At 52.0% G+C, this 17,204-nt stretch carries 14 protein-coding genes; 9 read left to right on the forward strand and 5 right to left on the reverse strand.

Translation table 11 applies throughout. The features are described from left to right. Positions 1–89 precede the first annotated feature (89 nt). The gene (uxuA, locus tag NMD08_RS09075; protein WP_187253422.1) at positions 90–1,280 is read left to right on the forward strand and encodes a mannonate dehydratase; all 1,191 of its coding nucleotides are present in this window, start codon (positions 90–92) and stop codon (positions 1,278–1,280) included. 45 nt (positions 1,281–1,325) lie between these two features. On the opposite strand, the gene NMD08_RS09080 is transcribed toward uxuA, so the two are convergent. Further along, a complete protein-coding gene (locus NMD08_RS09080; protein ID WP_370620002.1) occupies positions 1,326–2,798 on the reverse strand; it encodes a PLP-dependent aminotransferase family protein in 1,473 nt (490 codons plus the stop codon). 164 nt (positions 2,799–2,962) lie between these two features. Between NMD08_RS09080 and torC the strand changes: the two genes are divergently transcribed. Genes torC through torD form a run of 3 tightly spaced genes read left to right on the forward strand, consistent with a single transcriptional unit; the run spans position 2,963 to position 7,226 of the window. Continuing rightward, entirely contained in the window at positions 2,963–4,096 is a 1,134-nt protein-coding gene (torC, locus tag NMD08_RS09085) for a pentaheme c-type cytochrome TorC (protein ID WP_252837773.1), read from the forward strand. 9 nt (positions 4,097–4,105) lie between these two features. Continuing rightward, positions 4,106–6,604 carry a trimethylamine-N-oxide reductase TorA gene (gene torA / locus NMD08_RS09090; protein WP_370620005.1) on the forward strand — a complete coding sequence of 833 codons (2,499 nt, stop codon included), beginning with the start codon at positions 4,106–4,108 and terminating at the stop codon, positions 6,602–6,604. Continuing rightward, complete coding sequence (gene torD / locus NMD08_RS09095) at positions 6,594–7,226, forward strand: molecular chaperone TorD (protein ID WP_187253418.1); 633 nt, start codon at positions 6,594–6,596, stop codon at positions 7,224–7,226. Before torA ends, torD begins: the two co-directional genes overlap by 11 nt. A 54-nt stretch (positions 7,227–7,280) precedes the next feature. Here the strand turns inward: torD and yeiP are convergent, their stop codons facing one another. After that, positions 7,281–7,853 carry an elongation factor P-like protein YeiP gene (yeiP, locus tag NMD08_RS09100; protein ID WP_151219854.1) on the reverse strand — a complete coding sequence of 191 codons (573 nt, stop codon included), beginning with the start codon at positions 7,851–7,853 and terminating at the stop codon, positions 7,281–7,283. A gap of 158 nt (positions 7,854–8,011) precedes the next feature. Between yeiP and NMD08_RS09105 the strand changes: the two genes are divergently transcribed. After that, complete coding sequence (locus NMD08_RS09105; protein WP_151219853.1) at positions 8,012–8,266, forward strand: YkgJ family cysteine cluster protein; 255 nt, start codon at positions 8,012–8,014, stop codon at positions 8,264–8,266. On the opposite strand, the gene setB is transcribed toward NMD08_RS09105, so the two are convergent. Next, positions 8,263–9,444: a sugar efflux transporter SetB gene (setB, locus tag NMD08_RS09110; protein WP_187253417.1), complete on the reverse strand. Its 1,182-nt coding sequence runs from the start codon at positions 9,442–9,444 to the stop codon at positions 8,263–8,265. The genes NMD08_RS09105 and setB overlap by 4 nt on opposite strands. A gap of 368 nt (positions 9,445–9,812) precedes the next feature. Here setB and fruB point away from each other — a divergent pair, with 368 nt between their 5' ends. Genes fruB through fruA form a run of 3 tightly spaced genes read left to right on the forward strand, consistent with a single transcriptional unit; the run spans position 9,813 to position 13,586 of the window. Continuing rightward, a complete protein-coding gene (gene fruB, locus NMD08_RS09115; protein ID WP_151224734.1) occupies positions 9,813–10,943 on the forward strand; it encodes a fused PTS fructose transporter subunit IIA/HPr protein in 1,131 nt (376 codons plus the stop codon). Continuing rightward, positions 10,943–11,881 (forward strand): 1-phosphofructokinase, encoded by a 939-nt coding sequence (gene fruK, locus NMD08_RS09120; RefSeq protein WP_151219850.1) that lies wholly within the window; start codon positions 10,943–10,945, stop codon positions 11,879–11,881. The genes fruB and fruK overlap by 1 nt, the downstream gene beginning before the upstream one ends. A 16-nt stretch (positions 11,882–11,897) precedes the next feature. Beyond that, positions 11,898–13,586 (forward strand): PTS fructose transporter subunit IIBC, encoded by a 1,689-nt coding sequence (fruA, locus tag NMD08_RS09125; protein WP_151219849.1) that lies wholly within the window; start codon positions 11,898–11,900, stop codon positions 13,584–13,586. 82 nt (positions 13,587–13,668) lie between these two features. Here fruA and NMD08_RS09130 read toward each other — a convergent pair whose 3' ends face one another. Both NMD08_RS09130 and NMD08_RS09135 read right to left on the reverse strand, forming a co-directional pair. Continuing rightward, positions 13,669–14,967, reverse strand: coding sequence for an anaerobic C4-dicarboxylate transporter (locus NMD08_RS09130; protein ID WP_103770442.1), 1,299 nt, complete (start codon positions 14,965–14,967; stop codon positions 13,669–13,671). 76 nt (positions 14,968–15,043) lie between these two features. Further along, the gene (locus NMD08_RS09135) at positions 15,044–15,763 is read right to left on the reverse strand and encodes an aspartate/glutamate racemase family protein (protein ID WP_187253416.1); all 720 of its coding nucleotides are present in this window, start codon (positions 15,761–15,763) and stop codon (positions 15,044–15,046) included. Between the two features lie 352 nt (positions 15,764–16,115). On the opposite strand from NMD08_RS09135, the gene hypT reads away from it, so the two are divergent. Then, entirely contained in the window at positions 16,116–17,027 is a 912-nt protein-coding gene (hypT, locus tag NMD08_RS09140) for a hypochlorite stress DNA-binding transcriptional regulator HypT (RefSeq protein WP_210904560.1), read from the forward strand. The last annotated feature ends 177 nt before the right edge of the window (positions 17,028–17,204 follow it).

A 17,204-nucleotide genomic window follows, 5' to 3' on the forward strand; every position in this document is an offset into this window, starting at 1 on the left:
CGGCCATCTGTTGATCATCTATGGGATGCCTGTATGGTAGTCATCATTCAGTTAGCTTAATTTGGTATAACAACTTGTGAGGTGAAACAATGGAACAAACCTGGCGTTGGTACGGACCTAACGATCCAGTATCACTTGATGATGTGCGTCAGGCTGGCGCAACGGGTGTTGTGACCGCCTTGCACCATATTCCCAACGGTGAAGTGTGGCCGGTAGAAGAGATTCAAAAACGTCAGGCTATTCTGGCAGAAAAAGACCTGACCTGGTCGGTGGTGGAAAGTATTCCTGTTCACGAAGATATCAAAACACGTTCAGGTCAATATCAAACGTGGATTGCCAACTATCAACAGAGTATCCGTAATCTGGCGACCTGTGGCATCGATACCGTGTGCTATAACTTCATGCCGATCCTTGACTGGACGCGTACCGACCTCGAATATCAGCTGCCCGACGGCTCCAAAGCGCTGCGATTTGATCAGATTGCTTTTGCGGCCTTTGAACTGCACATTTTGCAACGCCCGGGAGCTGAAGCGGATTACACCGAAGAAGAACAACGTCAGGCGCTCGACTACTTCAATGCCATGAGCGATGCCGATATTGAAAAGCTGACCCGTAACATCATTGCCGGCCTGCCGGGTGCGGAGGAGGGTTATACGCTGGATCAGTTCCGTGCGCGCCTTGCCGAATATGACGGCATCAGCAAAGACGATCTGCGCGATAACATGGCGGTATTCCTGCGGGCGATTGTGCCAGTGGCAGAAGAAGTCGGCGTGCGCCTGGCCGTGCACCCTGACGATCCGCCGCGTCCGATCCTCGGCCTGCCGCGCATCGTTTCGACTATCGAAGATATGCAGTGGCTGAAAGAAACTGTCGACAGCATTAATAACGGTTTCACTATGTGTACCGGCTCTTACGGCGTACGCGCTGACAATGACCTGGTGAAAATGATCGAAACCTTTGGCGATCGCATCCACTTTACACACCTGCGCTCAACCTGCCGTGAAGAGAACCCAAAAACCTTCCACGAAGGTGCGCATCTGCAGGGCGATGTGGATATGGTATCGGTGGTGGCTGCCATCCTTAACGAAGAGCAGCGACGTAAAAAAGCGGGTGATTTGCGGCCTATCCCTATGCGTCCTGATCATGGACACCAGATGCTTGACGATCTGCACAAGAAAACCAATCCGGGCTACTCTGCGATCGGCCGCCTGAAAGGACTGGCGGAAGTTCGCGGCGTTGAGCTGGCGCTGAAACAAACGCAGTTCCGCGATCTGCTGTAAGGCTAACAACAGGGATTGTGCCACAGGTACAATCCCCGCTGTTTATCAAGGCTGTGTTAGCGCCAGCTCCAGCACCGACAACACCTTATTGATCTGCTGTATCTGCAACCCGCCAAACCCAAAAAACATTACTGCGTCTCTGTTTTCCTTACGCCACACTGCTTCTGACCCATTTTCTATATCCGGCAGCGTGTCAAAGCGGATCCCTGCCAGCAGGCAACGCTGCTGCAGCCTCGCTATCGTATCGGGGTGTCTGTCAATGCGTAAAGAGAGGTGCAGACCCGCCGTTGCGCCAGCGATTTTCCCTGCCGAAAACAGACTGGAAAGGCCATCGCGTAACAAGATAAGGCGCGCGGCGTAACTGCAGGCCAGTTTACTGATGTGCGTATAAAACACCTGATTTTGCATTAATTCGGCTAAGAATTGCTGTAATAACCACTGACTCCCGTTGTTGTTAAGCGCTTTCATATTCTGTACCGCCGGGAGCCGTTCATCTGGGCAAATGAGATAGCCAAGACGTGCCCCCGGTCCCAGCGTTTTAGAAAATGTTCCCATGTAGATAACCCGATTGTGATAATCCATGGCTTTCAGCGCAGGGAGGGGATTCTCGCCATAGGTAAACACAGCATCATAATCATCTTCAATGATATAAGCGCCGACGCGCTGCGCCCACGTCAATAACGACTGACGACGCTCCAGCGAAAGTACGCTTCCCATCGGATATTGATGAGCTGGGGTTACATAGCAAAGCTGGGTTTCCGCTTCGGGTAAATTATCTGTTTGCAGTCCGTGGTTATCTACCGCAATTGACGTAATATCTGCGCCATAATAATTAAACAGATGCCATGCGCCAGAATAACAAGGGGACTCGGTCACAACGTGGCACTTTTTTTGCTGACTGACAGCATGATGAATAATAAATATTTGACTAAGCAGTGACAATCCTTCCTGAATCCCGTTGGTAATAATGATGTTCTCTGCCCGGGTATTAATGCCGCGAGTTAAATTAAGGTATCTGACTAATTGCTCACGCAGTGAAAATAATCCGTTTGGTGAATGATATCGGGTAAATAATTGTTCTTTAAACACGCTCGGGGCATTATTCCATTTTCTCCAGCTTGCCCAGGGAAAAGCATTGGGGTCGGGGACGCCTATCCGGCAGTAGCATTCCCGCCCGGGTTCTGCGTAAACATCGGTAGAGACCCCGGCAGCTTTAGGTTTTACCGGTGGGGAGCCCTGAGTCACGGGCGCATGCACTGGGGTTACACGTACAGGCCTGGTGAATATCACCTCATAGCCAATGCCGTGTCGGCTCTTAATTAACCCAGCCGCCATCAGCTTGTCATAGGCCATCACTACCGTTATTTTAGCAACGTGCAATACCTGAGCCTGCTCGCGAATAGAGGGGAGTTTGTCTCCACAAAGCAAATCACCCTGCTGAATGGCCTGGAAATAAAATTGAAATATCTGCAGTTGCAGTGGAGTACGGCTTTCTCTATTGAGCGTCAGTGTTAGCATAAGAAATTCCTTATTTACAGATGGTCACTATATTACGAATTTCTGATCTTTACTATTTGACTCACCTCATAGAGTGGATGCTGTTCCTATAATCTGCTTTCGCTGTCTCTATTTTTGATTTTTATTATCCCTTAGCGTGTCGCTATTAAAAAATGGAGGCAAGCATGTCGTGGATAAGAAAAAGCGCACTGTGGTGTGTATTCGCCGGAGCGGTAGTCATGGCCCTGGCTATTTGGGGAGCGTGGCAAGGCGTTCATTACACCAGTACGACCGAGTTTTGTTTATCGTGTCACTCAATGCGTACGGCAGGAGAGGAGTATAAAACCAGCGTGCATTTTCGCAATGCTTCTGGCGTGCGTGCGGAGTGTAAGGATTGTCATATTCCACCTGGCATCGTCCCAACGTTGGTTCGTAAAACGCAGGCCTTAAACGATCTCTACCACACCTTTATTTCCCCTTCGATTGATACCCCAGAAAAATTTACCGCAAAACGGGCGGAGCTGGCCCAGAGGGAATGGGCACGCATGAGCGCGAATAATTCAGCGGCGTGTCAATCTTGCCACAGCTACGAGGCGATGGATCACGGCAAGCAATCAGCCAATGCGGCGGCGCAAATGACCGCGGCGGCGGCAAAAAACAGTAACTGTATCGATTGCCACAAAGGCATTGCTCATCACAAACCCGATATGAGCAGCGGTTTTCGCGATCGCTATAAGCAGCTACAGCATCAGGGGGCGTCGTTGTCACAGGTGAGCACGCTGTTCTCGCTAAGCGAAAAAGCCCTGACGGCTACGGCAGGGAGCGCGGCAGGTAAAGCGCTTTTGTTTCCTGCCACCGAGGTCAAGGTGCTGCAAAAAGAGGGCAACAACCTACAACTTGAAGTAACAGGTTGGCGTGAAAGTAAAGGGCGTGGGCGGGTGATTACCCAGTATATGGGGAAGCGCGTTTTCTCCGCTGTGCTCGATGACGCCCTGATGGCTAACGTAAACGTGCTGCAAACTCAGGTCGATCCTGACTCACATCAGCAATGGCAACAAGTGAGCGTCACCGCCTGGACCTCCGCGCAGGACTTTATCAACACGCTGGATCCCATCTGGGAATACTCGGATCAAATGCTGCAATCCACTTGTAGCGCCTGTCACAGCACGCCCCCAACCACACGCTATACCGCCAACGGCTGGATCGCCGGATTGAAAGCGATGTCGACCTACTACCGGCTTAACCCGGTGGAAGAACGCACGTTGTTGAAATATCTCCAGACCCACGCCAGCGATGTGTCCGACCCTAATAACAATTAAGGATAATGTATGGATATTCATGACGTTAATTCGTCCCGCCGCCGTTTTCTGAGCGGTATGCTGGCGGTAGGTGTTGCCAGCGCACTGGCGCCCAATCCGCTGATATCAAAAGTGTGGGCCGCGGGAGAAAACCCCGAGCAGTGGATCCAGTCCGGTTCACATTATGGTGCTTTTGAAGCCAAAGTGGTCAACGGCGAATGGACAGAAACACGCCCGTTCAAACATGACAAATGGCCCTGCGATATGCTAAACGCGGTGCGCGAGGTGGTCTATAACCCTTCGCGGGTACGCTACCCGATGGTGCGTCTGGACTGGCTGCGCAAGCGGGAAAAGTCTGACCGCAGCCAGCGCGGAGATAACCATTTTGTACGGGTGAGCTGGAGTCGGGCGCTGGATCTGTTTTACGAAGAGCTGGAGCGGGTGCAAAAAACCTACGGCTCATCGGGCCTATTTACCGGGCTTGCCGACTGGCAAATGGTGGGCAAATACCATAAAGCGGGCGGGGCAATGGACCGGGCACTTGGTCTGCATGGTAGCTATGTGACAACTGTCGGTGACTACTCTGCGGCAGCGGCACAGGTTATTTTGCCGCATGTGATGGGGTCGCTGGAGGTTTATGAGCAGCAAACGTCACTGCCGCTGGTTATTCAGAGCAGTAATACCATTGTGCTGTGGGGCTGCGATCCGATCAAGAATCTACAGATCGAGTTTTTGGTTCCCGATCACGACGCGTTTGGCTATTGGCAGCAGATTAAAGAAGCGGTTGCGCAGGGTAAGCTGCGCGTTGTCAGCGTTGATCCGGTGCGTAGCAAGTCGCAAAACTATCTTGGCTGTGAACAACTGGCGTTGCGACCACAAACGGATGTCGCGTTAATGCTGGCGCTGGCGCATACCCTGTATGAAGAAAAACTGTATGACACGGCATTCATTAACGATTACACCGTGGGTTTTGAACAGTTTTTGCCCTATCTGCTTGGGGAGAGTGACAAGCAGCCGAAAAATGCCGAATGGGCGGCCGAAATCTGTGGTCTGACGACGGAGCAGATTCGTGACTTCGCCCGCCTGCTGGTCAAGGGACGGACACAGTTTATGGGGGGCTGGTGCGTACAGCGTATGCATCATGGCGAGCAGTATCCGTGGATGCTGGTGGTACTGGCCAGCATGGTTGGACAAATTGGCTTGCCGGGCGGCGGGGTCGGATTTGGCTGGCACTATAACGGCGGTGGGACGGTGACATCGACCGGGCCAGTGCTCACCGGGCTGGGGAGTATTAATAATCCGCCGGAGGCGAAGTACAAAGCGGATTTTCGCGGTGCTTCTGAGCATATTCCCACCTCGCGTATCGTTGATTGCCTGCTTGCGCCAGGCAACAAGATTGCCTTCAACGGTGAGACGTTAACGTATCCTGACATCAAAATGGCGATCTACAGTGCGGCCAATCCCTTCCATGCGCAGCAGGACAGGAACCGCATGATCGACGCGTGGAAAAAGCTGGAAACCGTGGTGGTGTTAGATCACCAATGGACCGCGTCGTGCCGTTTTGCCGATATCGTCCTGCCTGTGACCACCCGCTTTGAACGTAACGATATTGAGCAGTTTGGTACGCATTCGAATAAAGGGTTGATGGCGCTGCATCAGATTGTTAAACCGCAATACGAAGCGCGGCATGACTTTGATATCTTTGCCGGGTTGTGTAAGCGCTTTGATAAGGAAACGGTGTACCGTGAAAACCGGGATGAAATGCAGTGGATACAGGCGCTTTATGACGAAGGCGTGAAGATGGGGGCGTCGCTCGGCGTCACCTTACCGGACTTCACTACATTCTGGCAGGGGGAAGGCTACATTGAGTATCCGGCGGGGCAACCGTGGGTGCGTCACGGTGAGTTTCGCGACCAGCCTGATCTTAATCCGTTGGGAACGCCGTCTGGTTTGATTGAAATCTACAGCAAAACCATCGCAGGCTTCTCCTACAAGGACTGTCCGGGGCATCCGGTGTGGATGGAGCCATTTGAGCGTACCTATAGCGGCAAAACAGATAAATACCCGCTGCATCTGCAATCCTGCCACCCGGATAAACGTCTGCACTCCCAGTTGTGCTCCAGCGAGGCGTTTCGCAACACCTACGCGGTTGCCGGGAGAGAGCCGCTTTACATCAGCGAACAGGACGCCGCCGCGCGTGGTTTAAAAGCCGGTGATATCGCCCGTGTCTTTAACGCTCGTGGCCAGGTGTTGGCTGGTGTGGTGGTCAGTCCGGATTTTACCCCAGGCGTGATCCGCATTCATGAAGGGGCGTGGTACTCCCCGCAGGAAGGGGGGAAAGCCGGAACGTTATGCACCTATGGTGATCCGAACGTACTGAGCGCGGATATGGGTACTTCGCAACTGGCTCAGGGGCCGTCGGCGCATACCGTGCTGGTGGAGGTCGAACGTTATCAGCAGAAAGCTCCGCAGGTGACGGCATTTGGTGGACCGCAGACGGTGCAAGAGGAGGGGGCAAGTGCAGCATAATCAAATTCATCTACAACGTGCGGCGATCTACCAATGGTTTTCACAATTGTTATTTCGTGAGCTGGACGAAAAACAGCTCACCAGTCTGGAAAGCGGCGAGCATCGGGCGTGGATTGCATCACTGGCGGCGATCCCCGGATTGTCTGCCGAGGTAAAACAATTTGAGCGTAGCCTGGCTCGGGCTTTGCGGCGGGACTCCCGACAGTTGGAACTGGCTGCAGATTTTGCCTCGCTGTTTCTGCTGGCACCGCCTGCGAGTGTTTCTCCCTACGCAGGACACTATCCGCACACGACAGCTGCAGCAGAACGCCGGCAAATGAATGTTCTGTTGGTCGAACAAGGGCTGGCGGCGCGGGAAAATGAACCTTCCGATCATATTGCCGTACAACTGGCATTGATGGCGAGGATGGTTGCTAAAGAGGAGCCGTTCTCAACACAGTATTACTTTTTACATCATCATATTCTGTGCTGGGCACCGTTATTTCGCGACGCTTGTCTGGTGCGGGATAACGAGGGGTTTTATCCTCAGGCGGTTAATCTGATAGTGCGTTTTATGCGCGAGGATGAACAGTATCTGGAAACGCTGTTGATGGATGATTTTTATTTCAGCAGTCAGTGCTGAAAATGACAAAGGGACAGCCTGCGCTGTCCCTTGTCGTCGATGAGCGGCAGAAAATTAATCCGCGCGACCCATATAGCGACGTTCTTCGATATGAATTCGGATTTTCTCACCCGCACTCAGATACTCAGGAACAAGAATAACCAGACCGGTGCTCAGGGTCGCCGGTTTGTTACGCGCACTTGCTGAGGCGCCTTTAATGCCCGGTGCCGTTTCAACGATCTCCAGGTCTACCGTTTGCGGCAGTTCAAGCGCCAACAACTGGCCGTCCCAGGTCAGTACCTGCATATCTGGCATTCCACCTTCCGGCATGAACAGCAGCTCTTCTTCAATCTGGTCTTTGGTGAAGGTATACGGGGTATAGTCTTCTTTATCCATAAAGACGTATTCGTTGCCATCGACGTAGGAGAAATCAACGCCACGACGGCTCAGGGTGACGGTATCAACAATATCATCGCCTTTGAAGCGCTCTTCAACTTTCAGACCGGTACGAACATCAGAAAAACGCATTTTGTACAGCGTTGCAGCGCCGCGTGCGGTGGGTGACTGAATGTCAATATCTTTTACAATCAACAGTTTGCCGTTGTAATTCAGTACCATACCTTTTTTAATTTCGTTCGCTCTTGGCATCGAAAAAATCCTGTAATGAGGGGTGTCTAAAATATCGCGTAAAACTACTCGCGCTGGGGCATTCAGGCAAGCGGAATTCATGCTTTTGCTGGTGCAAAAAAGGTGTTACTGTGCGCTTCCCGCACAATCCGATGGTTTACGCTTAAGAGAGTACTTGTATGGAATGCCGTCCGGATTGTGGTGCATGCTGCACCGCACCTTCAATCTCCAGCCCCATCCCCGGCATGCCACAAGGCAAGCCCGCTAATACGCCATGTGTTCAGCTTGATGAATCCCTGCGCTGTAAAATTTTTGGCTCGCCGCTGCGACCAAAAGTGTGCGCCGGTTTACAGCCCAGTGCGGAAATGTGCGGACAGACGACGCACCAGGCCATGGTGTATCTTATTGAGCTCGAAACACTGACCGCGCCTTAAACATCTTTTATGCGCGCCAGGCACACGACGGTGGCGACTATCATCACCAGCGCAAACCAGAACACTGCGTGATAGTTCCAGATTTCTGCGGCAATACCCGCCAGCGAACCGGCAATAATCCAGCCCACGCGAATAGTATTCGTATAAAGGGTCGTGGCTGAACCCGCCTGTCCCGGCATCAGGTCCTGGAAATAGAGCATGCCAATCCCGCCGAGAATACCGATGTAAATTGCGTTCAGCAGCTGTAAGCCAAGCAATATCGCGGGAGAGTGAGCCAACAACATACCGGCATAAAAGAAAAATCCAGCGACGACGGCAATTCGCATCAACAGGCGTTTACCTAAACGCTTAGCGAAGTATCCGGCAATCAGCATGGTTGGGATCTCCAGTCCTGCGGCGGTTCCCATCATGATGCCCGCCAGTTTTTCCGGCAGATGCAGTTCGTTGATAATAAACAGTGGCATATTAATGATATAGAGACTATTGGTTCCCCACATTAATGTGCATATAACAAACAACAGCAGTGTATCGCGTCGATTGCGCCTTGGGGCCTCCACCGCGCCTGTCGCGAGCGGCACGTTTTTACTCATTGAGGGTAAGAACAACCAGACCATTATGCCGCAGACAATAAATGCCACTGCCGCACTGAGGTACATGACCGTAAAGCTGAACCCCATGGCCAGCGCGTAGGCCAGCGGCGGGCCAATCACCCAGGCCAGCGAAACCTGCGCACGTAATATTGAACTGAACATGACGGCTTCCCGTCCCGTACGGTCGGCATGCTCGCGAGCGAGGGCAAACATTTGCGGGTTGGCGGTCGAACCAAAGCTGCTGAGGAATACCCCGACAAACAACAAGATAAAATAGTTACGGTTCCAGGCGAAAAGCACGCAGGCCAGCATCCCCAGCACGCAGCAAAATACGATCAAGTTTTTGCGATCGCCCTTTTTATCTGAACGTCCGGCCAGAAACTGACTCACCAAAATGCCGATTACGGCGCTACCGGTAAAAAAGAACCCGACCATGCCGGGACGGGCATGGACTTCATCCGTCAGAAAAAGACTAAGCGTTGGCGTCTGCAACGCACCGGCGATACCCGTCAGAAATGCGACAAGCAGGAACGCCGCAGACGTTAAATCAAACGCCCGGGGTGAGGCGGCTACGGGGGTGTTATGCATGTTTTGATATCAATGATGTGAAGAGACGCGGAGTTTACGCTGCTTGTCAGAAAATAAACAGGGAGCCAAATCAAAATCGGCATTAAAAATCAAAATAGCATTTCAGTCAGAGAATGCAGTTTGCTGACGTAGCTGAATTTGACAAGCTGACGCCGTTTTTGCGTCAGCAATTTGATCTCTGGCGAAGAGAAAATGTGCGTTATCTCTAAATTCAGCAAGTAATTTGTTAACTTTACTTGTGTGCTGCAGAAAAAAGAGCAAGACTTCTTGAAACGTTTCAGCGTCATCTCGCCATAACTGATGGAGTCAGGTGACGCCATTTTTCTCATGTTGGCTGAATCGTTTCAATTCAGCGGGAGAGGAGAACCATGTTCCAGTTATCTGTTCAGGATATTCACCCGGGCGAACAGGCCGGGAATAAAGAAGAGGCTATTCGCCAGGTTGCCGCAGCCTTAGTGCAGGCGGGTAACGTCGCGGAAGGCTACGTCAATGGCATGCTGGCGCGTGAACAACAGACGTCCACGTTCCTCGGCAACGGTATTGCTATTCCTCACGGTACGACGGACACGCGCGATCAAGTGTTGAAAACCGGCGTGCAGGTGTTTCAGTTTCCGCAGGGTGTGACCTGGGGAGAGGGGCAGGTTGCATATGTGGCGATCGGTATTGCCGCCAGCTCGGATGAGCACCTCGGTTTGCTGCGTCAGCTGACGCACGTACTGAGTGATGACTCCGTCGCTGAACAGCTGAAATCTGCGACCACGGCGGAAGAGCTGCGCGCGTTGCTGATGGGTGAAAAGCAAAGCGAACAGCTAAAGCTTGATAACGAAACGCTGTCGCTGGACGTCGTTGCCAACTCGCTGGTAACGCTGCAAGCGCTCAACGCGGCGCGGCTGAAAGAGGTCGGTGCGGTTGACACCGCCTTTGTCGCCAGAGCGATAAATGAGCATCCGATGAATCTCGGCCAGGGTATCTGGCTGAATGACTGTGCTGAAGGTAACGTGCGTAGCGCCGTTGCGGTCAGCCGCGTAGCGACAGCGTTTGATGTACAAGGTGAAGCTGCGGCCCTGCTGGTGACTGTCGCCATGAATGACGATCAACCGGTTGCGGTGCTGAAGCGTCTTGGCGATCTGCTGCTGAATAATAAAGCTGACCGTTTGTTGAAAGCCGATGCGGCAACGTTGCTGGCGCTGCTGACCAGCGATGACGCCTTAACTGATGATGTACTGAGCGCCGAATTTATTGTGCGCAATGAGCATGGCTTACACGCCCGTCCGGGCACCATGCTGGTGAATACGATCAAACAATTTAACAGTGAAATTACCGTGACAAATCTTGATGGAACCGGCAAACCGGCGAATGGACGCAGTCTGATGAAAGTTGTGGCATTAGGCGTGAAGAAAGGACATCACCTGCGCTTTACCGCCCAGGGCGAGGATGCTGAACAGGCGCTGAAAGCGATTGGCGAAGCCATCGCGGCAGGTCTTGGGGAGGGCGCGTAATGAGCAGACGTGTTGCTACTATCACCCTCAACCCGGCATACGACCTGGTGGGTTTCTGCCCGGAAATTGAACGCGGTGAAGTGAACCTGGTTAAAACAACCGGTCTGCACGCGGCAGGGAAAGGGATTAACGTCGCTAAAGTTCTGAAAGATTTAGGTATTGATGTCACGGTAGGCGGTTTCCTGGGTAAAGACAACCAGGATGGTTTCCAGCAGTTGTTTAGCGAGCTGGGCATTGCCAACCGTTTTCAGGTTGTACAAGGGCGTACCCGTATCAACGTCAAGCTGACCGAAAAAGACGGCGAAGTGACCGATTTCAATTTCTCCGGCTTTGACGTCACCCCGGCTGACTGGGAACGGTTTGTGAATGACTCCCTGAGCTGGCTGGGCCAGTTCGACATGGTGTGCGTCAGCGGCAGTTTGCCGACTGGCGTGAGCCCGGAAGCCTTCACCGACTGGATGACTCGCCTGCGCAGTCAGTGTCCTTGCATTATCTTTGATAGTAGTCGTGAAGCGCTGGTGGCGGGTCTGAAAGCAGCACCGTGGCTGGTGAAACCAAACCGTCGGGAGCTGGAAATCTGGGCGGGCCGTAAGCTACCGGAAATGAAAGATGTGATTGAAGCGGCGCATGCGCTGCGCGAGCAGGGGATTGCTCACGTGGTGATTTCACTTGGCGCAGAAGGTGCGCTGTGGGTTAACGCTTCAGGTGAATGGATTGCTAAACCACCGTCAGTTGACGTGGTTAGCACCGTAGGCGCGGGCGATTCAATGGTTGGCGGTCTGATTTACGGGCTGCTGATGCGTGAGTCCAGCGAACATACCCTGCGTCTGGCGACAGCTGTTGCCGCCCTGGCGGTAAGCCAAAGCAATGTGGGCATTACCGATCGTCCTCAGTTGGCCGCAATGATGGCGCGTGTCGACTTAAAACCGTTTAACTGACAGCAGGAGAGGCATAATGAAAACGCTGCTGATTATTGACGCTAATCTCGGCCAGGCTCGCGCTTACATGGCGAAAACCCTGCTTGGAGCGGCGGCGCAGAAAGCACATCTTGAAATTATTGATAATCCGAATGATGCAGAACTGGCAATTGTTCTGGGCGACACGCTTCCTGCCGACAGTTCGCTGAACGGCAAAAAAGTCTGGCTGGGCGATATAGGTCGTGCAGTTGCGCATCCTGAACTGTTCCTCAGCGAAGCAAAAGGTCATGCAAAACCATACAGCGCTCCGGTTGCAACAGCGCCTGTGACCAGTAGTGGTCCAAAACGCGTTGTGGCGGTGACGGCTTGTCCGACCGGCGTTGCGCATACGTTTATGGCTGCTGAAGCTATTGAAACAGAAGCGAAAAAACGTGGCTGGTGGGTGAAGGTTGAAACCCGTGGTTCTGTTGGCGCAGGCAATGCTATTACGCCGGAAGAGGTGGCTCAGGCGGACCTGGTGATTGTGGCGGCTGACATTGAAGTTGATCTGGCGAAGTTTGCCGGGAAACCAATGTACCGTACGTCTACTGGTCTTGCACTGAAGAAAACCAAGCAGGAGCTGGACAAAGCGCTGGAAGAAGCAACGCCGTATCAGCCAACCGGCAAAGCGCAGACTTCAGCAACCGAAGGTAAGAAAGAGAGTGCGGGTGCATATCGTCACCTGCTGACGGGCGTGTCCTATATGCTGCCGATGGTGGTTGCTGGCGGTCTGTGTATTGCACTCTCATTCGCTTTTGGCATTGAAGCATTTAAAGAGCAGGGTACGCTGGCGGCGGCGTTGATGCAGATTGGCGGTGGTTCAGCCTTTGCGTTGATGGTGCCGGTTCTGGCGGGTTATATCGCGTTTTCCATCGCTGACCGTCCGGGTCTGACGCCGGGTCTTATCGGCGGTATGCTGGCGGTGAGTACGGGGTCCGGCTTTATTGGCGGGATTATTGCCGGTTTCCTTGCGGGTTATGTGGCAAAACTCATCAGTACGAAGCTGAAACTCCCACAGAGTATGGAAGCGCTGAAGCCGATCCTGATCATTCCGCTGCTTTCAAGTCTGGTGGTGGGCCTGGCCATGATCTACCTGATCGGTAAACCAGTAGCCGGTATTCTGGAAGGTCTGACCCACTGGCTGCAAACCATGGGCACAGCGAATGCGGTACTGCTTGGGGCAATTCTTGGCGGCATGATGTGTACCGACATGGGCGGTCCGGTTAACAAAGCGGCGTATGCTTTCGGTGTGGGTCTGCTCAGTACGCAAACCTATGCGCCGATGGCTGCCATCATGGCGGCAGGTATGGTGCCTCCGTTGGCGCTGGGTCTGGCAACGCTGGTTGCGCGTCGTAAGTTCGACAAAGCGCAGCAGGAAGGCGGTAAAGCAGCGCTGGTGCTGGGCCTGTGCTTTATCACCGAAGGGGCTATCCCATTCGCTGCCCGTGACCCGATGCGTGTTCTGCCTTGCTGTATCGTGGGCGGCGCGATTACCGGTGCTATCTCGATGGCGGTAGGTGCGAAGCTGATGGCACCGCACGGTGGTCTGTTCGTGCTGTTGATTCCTGGCGCAATTACACCGGTACTGGGATACCTGCTGGCCATTATCGCCGGTACGCTGGTAGCCGGGCTTTCCTACGCGGTACTGAAACGCCCGGAAGCAGAGGTTGTGGCAAAAGCGGCATGATTGAATGCTGATATCGGGGGCAGAGATTTCTCTGCCCCTTTTTTTTATCTATTAACCGCCGCCCGGAGAGGTGTAAAACGGTTCAGGCAATCATTGGCGCGATGATAAAACCAAAGGCAACGCCTGCGATGATCCCACCCAGTCCTGGCAGCATAAACGGATGGTTTAAGACATACTTACCCACGCGCGTTGTCCCGGTGGTGTCGAACTCCATTGCTGCCAGCGAAGTGGGATACGTGGGTAGAACAAATACCCCGGTTACTGCCACATAGGAAGCCAGAATCGCCCAGGTGGGTACACCGAGCGCAACGGCAAGCGGGATAATCAGCGGCGTGGTGGCTCCCTGCGAATAGAGAAGCGCGCAGGTACCAAACAGCACCAGAGCCAATAGCATCGGATAAGCCCGTAGAATGTCGCCCGCGATATCCTTTATCCCTGTTAAGTGGGCGTCAATGAAGGTTGTGCCCAGCGTAACAATCCCCAGAATCACCGCCAACGAACTCATTCCCGCACGGAACGTGGATGTCAGGACAATGGCGTCAGTTGATGTTTTGCATAACACCACCATCAGACACGCGGCAGCCAGCATGCAGATAATGATAATGTCCCTTGTATTCATTGGGTTACCTGCATCGAATCCAGGGCGTAGTTGAGGGCATGCGGCAAGAATAACGATGACGACCGTTGCCAACATAAACAGGGCTACTGACAGTCTGGCACCCGGCGTAGTGCTGTTTTGCCCTTCGTATTTACGCACCAACCCTTTTTGCAGACGTTCCAGATAGACTTCATCATCCTGTAGTTCACATCCCTGACGGGAAGCGATAAACGCTGCGACCATCGCGGCGACAAACGAGGCTGGCAGACACACCGCCATGACCTGGATAAAGCTGATACCGTTGCCTTCCATTATGGTCAGCATAGCCGCCATTGCGGCACTGATCGGCGAGCCGGATATTGCCACCTGAGAGGCCACGACGGATCCTGCGAGGGTACGAGAAGGGCGGATACCTGATTCTTTGGCAACTTCGGCAATCACCGGTAAAGTGGAAAAGACAATGAATCCTGTTCCCGCCATAATGGTCATTGACCAGGTGATAATTGGCGCAATTATATTGATATATTTAGGGTTGCGACGCATAAAATTGCCGGCGACACGAACCAGATAATCCATACCACCGGCGGCTTGTAGTGCAGAGGCAGCCACTACCACCGTCATAATAATGAGAATCACGTCAACGGGTGGCGAACCAATTTGTAACCCAAATCCCAGTGTTAAAATAGCCAGCCCCAATCCACCACATAAACCAATACCAATACCGCCGAGGCGGATACCAAAAAATATTGCGCCCAACACTACGATAATTTCCAGCCAAATCATAATGGCCTCCGCCAGAGAGTGATTCGTTATTAATGTGAGTGTTTATTTGATGCGATAATTAACCTGAATTTTATTTTCATTGCGCTAAAAGATGATTTTTTCCAACGCGTTTCTCGTACCATTTAATACCGGCGCGAACCAACGAACCGGTTGAATCAATATATTTTTCGGGTGACATTTTGACTGCCTCAGCAAGAATGACGGGAACTTCAGTACATCCCAGCACGATGACCTGTGCGCCGCGTGAGAAGAGTGCTTCTGCCTGTTCATTCATCAGCGTTTGCGCCCGCTTAACCTCACCGGCTTTTAAGCAATAGATACTTTCCATCACCTTTTCCTGACTGGCCGAGTCAGGGCTGACGCAGGTTAACCCAAGAGATTCTATGCCCTTTTGATAGAGACCCATGTACAATGTGGCGTTGGTAGCGAGTAATCCGATACGCGATTTTCCACAGTTCCTGACCTCGTTGATAGTCGTTTCAACAATGCTCAGCAGCTCTGTGTGACAGCACTTTTTTAATTCGTCAAACCAAAAGTGGGCGGTATTACAGGGGATCACAATACATTCGGCACCAGCATCTTCAAGTTTATGCATATAATCGCGCATTGCCGGGAGTGGGGAATTACCATGATGCATTAACGCGTCGGTTCGGTCAGGAATATCTGGAATAGAGGAAATAATTAATGGGATATGTTCCTGGTCACGTTGTGCTACGGTAAAGGTGACAAACTTATTAAACAGATCGACGGTTGCAGCTGGTCCCATACCACCCAGTACGCCAATTAAACCTTTCACGATATATACCTCGACTGACCGATAATTAATATTCAGATCTGGATTGTGTCTGCTGATCATGTTTAACAGCAGTGAGACGCGAGGAGAAATGCAATAATGTTGGGTTCAATGCAAAAACTGCATAGCTGCGGTTTCTTTTGCATTCTCGGTAGGCCAGTATTTAGCCAGAGACCTGACGTTCCAGCGCGGCTAAGCGGTCGTAGCCGTTGAGCAAAGGAACCTGTTAATGTTAAAAACGAACGTTTGATGCAAAAAACAAATCATCAGGTGTTGATGATGAATATCATCTGCGGAAATATTCAGGCATGATGTTTCAGGTTAATCGGCATATTTCAAAATCCGTGTGATACGCATGAAAAATATTGAGACAAAATGGTTATATGACTTTCTGACGCTGGAAGCGTGCCGTCATTTTTCCCAGGCGGCTGAGGAACGCAACATTTCCCAACCAGCATTTAGCCGACGGATCAAAGCACTCGAATCCGCCGTAGGCGTGTTACTTTTTGATCGTACAACGAGCCCCCTGCAACTCACGGAGGAGGGCAAGCTATTCCATTCGCAAACCCGTAGCCTGCTGCAACAGCTGGAATGTAATCTGGATGAGCTAAGTGGCCACAACTTGCTTGGGGTACCCAATATTAAAATTGCGGCGGCACATTCTCTGTCGCTGACGATGTTGCCCAGATTAGTGCACGCAATGGCAGCCTGGGGTGAGGAATTTGTCTGGCACGTCGAAGCTATCGATGTTGTTCAGGCGGTGAATACTCTGCGCGAGGGGAAAAGTGATTTTATTATCTCTTTTCGGGATGAAGACTTAATGCAGTCACCATTCTGCGGCTTGAAGGTTTTTGAGTCTGAGCTGTATCCCGTCTGTGCGGCTGGTGCGCAGGGAAAACCGTTGTTTGATCTCTATCAGCCGCAGGCGCCAATTCTGAACTATACCAGCACATCCTACATGGGGAGACTGGTAAACCGCCATTTGGCAGAAGTAGGCGGTATTTCAGCACGAACGCTGTTTATGTCTTCGATGAGTGAGTTATTGAAAAATATGGCCTTGGATGGGCATGGTATCGCCTGGTTACCTGCGTGGACTATCGTAAACGAACTGCGCGATAAGCGGCTGGTTTGCCTGCAGACACCGGAACTGATGGTGCCTATTCAGGCCTATATTTACCGGATGGACACTCGCCTGAATAAAACGGCTGAGCACTTTTGGCGGATTTTGTACAACCATATGCCAGAGGATCTGGTTTCGCTTAGTTGATACGCGCCAGTTCCTCTGGCGTGTCTGAAAATCTCCGGTTATGACCAAGGATACCTTTTAATTTGATCAATTTGTGTACTACCTCTCATTTCCTCTCTCCCTGATAAACTGTATCTATAAAAAATTGTGATTCTGTTCATATCTATCGACTTTATAGCTTGTGGATAGATTTACTTT

It is taken from the genome of Citrobacter meridianamericanus (genome assembly GCF_041320245.1).
Classification (GTDB): Bacteria; Pseudomonadota; Gammaproteobacteria; order Enterobacterales; family Enterobacteriaceae; genus Citrobacter; species Citrobacter meridianamericanus.

Bases quoted from the DNA above. Each gene is read 5' to 3' on its own strand.
- NMD08_RS09080 (WP_370620002.1), bottom strand. From the start codon at position 2,798: ATGCTAACACTGACGCTCAATAGAGAAAGCCGTACTCCACTGCAACTG.
- fruK (WP_151219850.1), top strand. From the start codon at position 10,943: ATGAGCAGACGTGTTGCTACTATCACCCTCAACCCGGCATACGACCTG.
- fruB (WP_151224734.1), top strand. From the start codon at position 9,813: ATGTTCCAGTTATCTGTTCAGGATATTCACCCGGGCGAACAGGCCGGG.
- torA (WP_370620005.1), top strand. From the start codon at position 4,106: ATGGATATTCATGACGTTAATTCGTCCCGCCGCCGTTTTCTGAGCGGT.
- uxuA (WP_187253422.1), top strand. From the start codon at position 90: ATGGAACAAACCTGGCGTTGGTACGGACCTAACGATCCAGTATCACTT.
- yeiP (WP_151219854.1), bottom strand. From the start codon at position 7,853: ATGCCAAGAGCGAACGAAATTAAAAAAGGTATGGTACTGAATTACAAC.
- fruA (WP_151219849.1), top strand. From the start codon at position 11,898: ATGAAAACGCTGCTGATTATTGACGCTAATCTCGGCCAGGCTCGCGCT.
- NMD08_RS09105 (WP_151219853.1), top strand. From the start codon at position 8,012: ATGGAATGCCGTCCGGATTGTGGTGCATGCTGCACCGCACCTTCAATC.
- hypT (WP_210904560.1), top strand. From the start codon at position 16,116: ATGAAAAATATTGAGACAAAATGGTTATATGACTTTCTGACGCTGGAA.
- NMD08_RS09130 (WP_103770442.1), bottom strand. From the start codon at position 14,967: ATGATTTGGCTGGAAATTATCGTAGTGTTGGGCGCAATATTTTTTGGT.
- torC (WP_252837773.1), top strand. From the start codon at position 2,963: ATGTCGTGGATAAGAAAAAGCGCACTGTGGTGTGTATTCGCCGGAGCG.
- setB (WP_187253417.1), bottom strand. From the start codon at position 9,444: ATGCATAACACCCCCGTAGCCGCCTCACCCCGGGCGTTTGATTTAACG.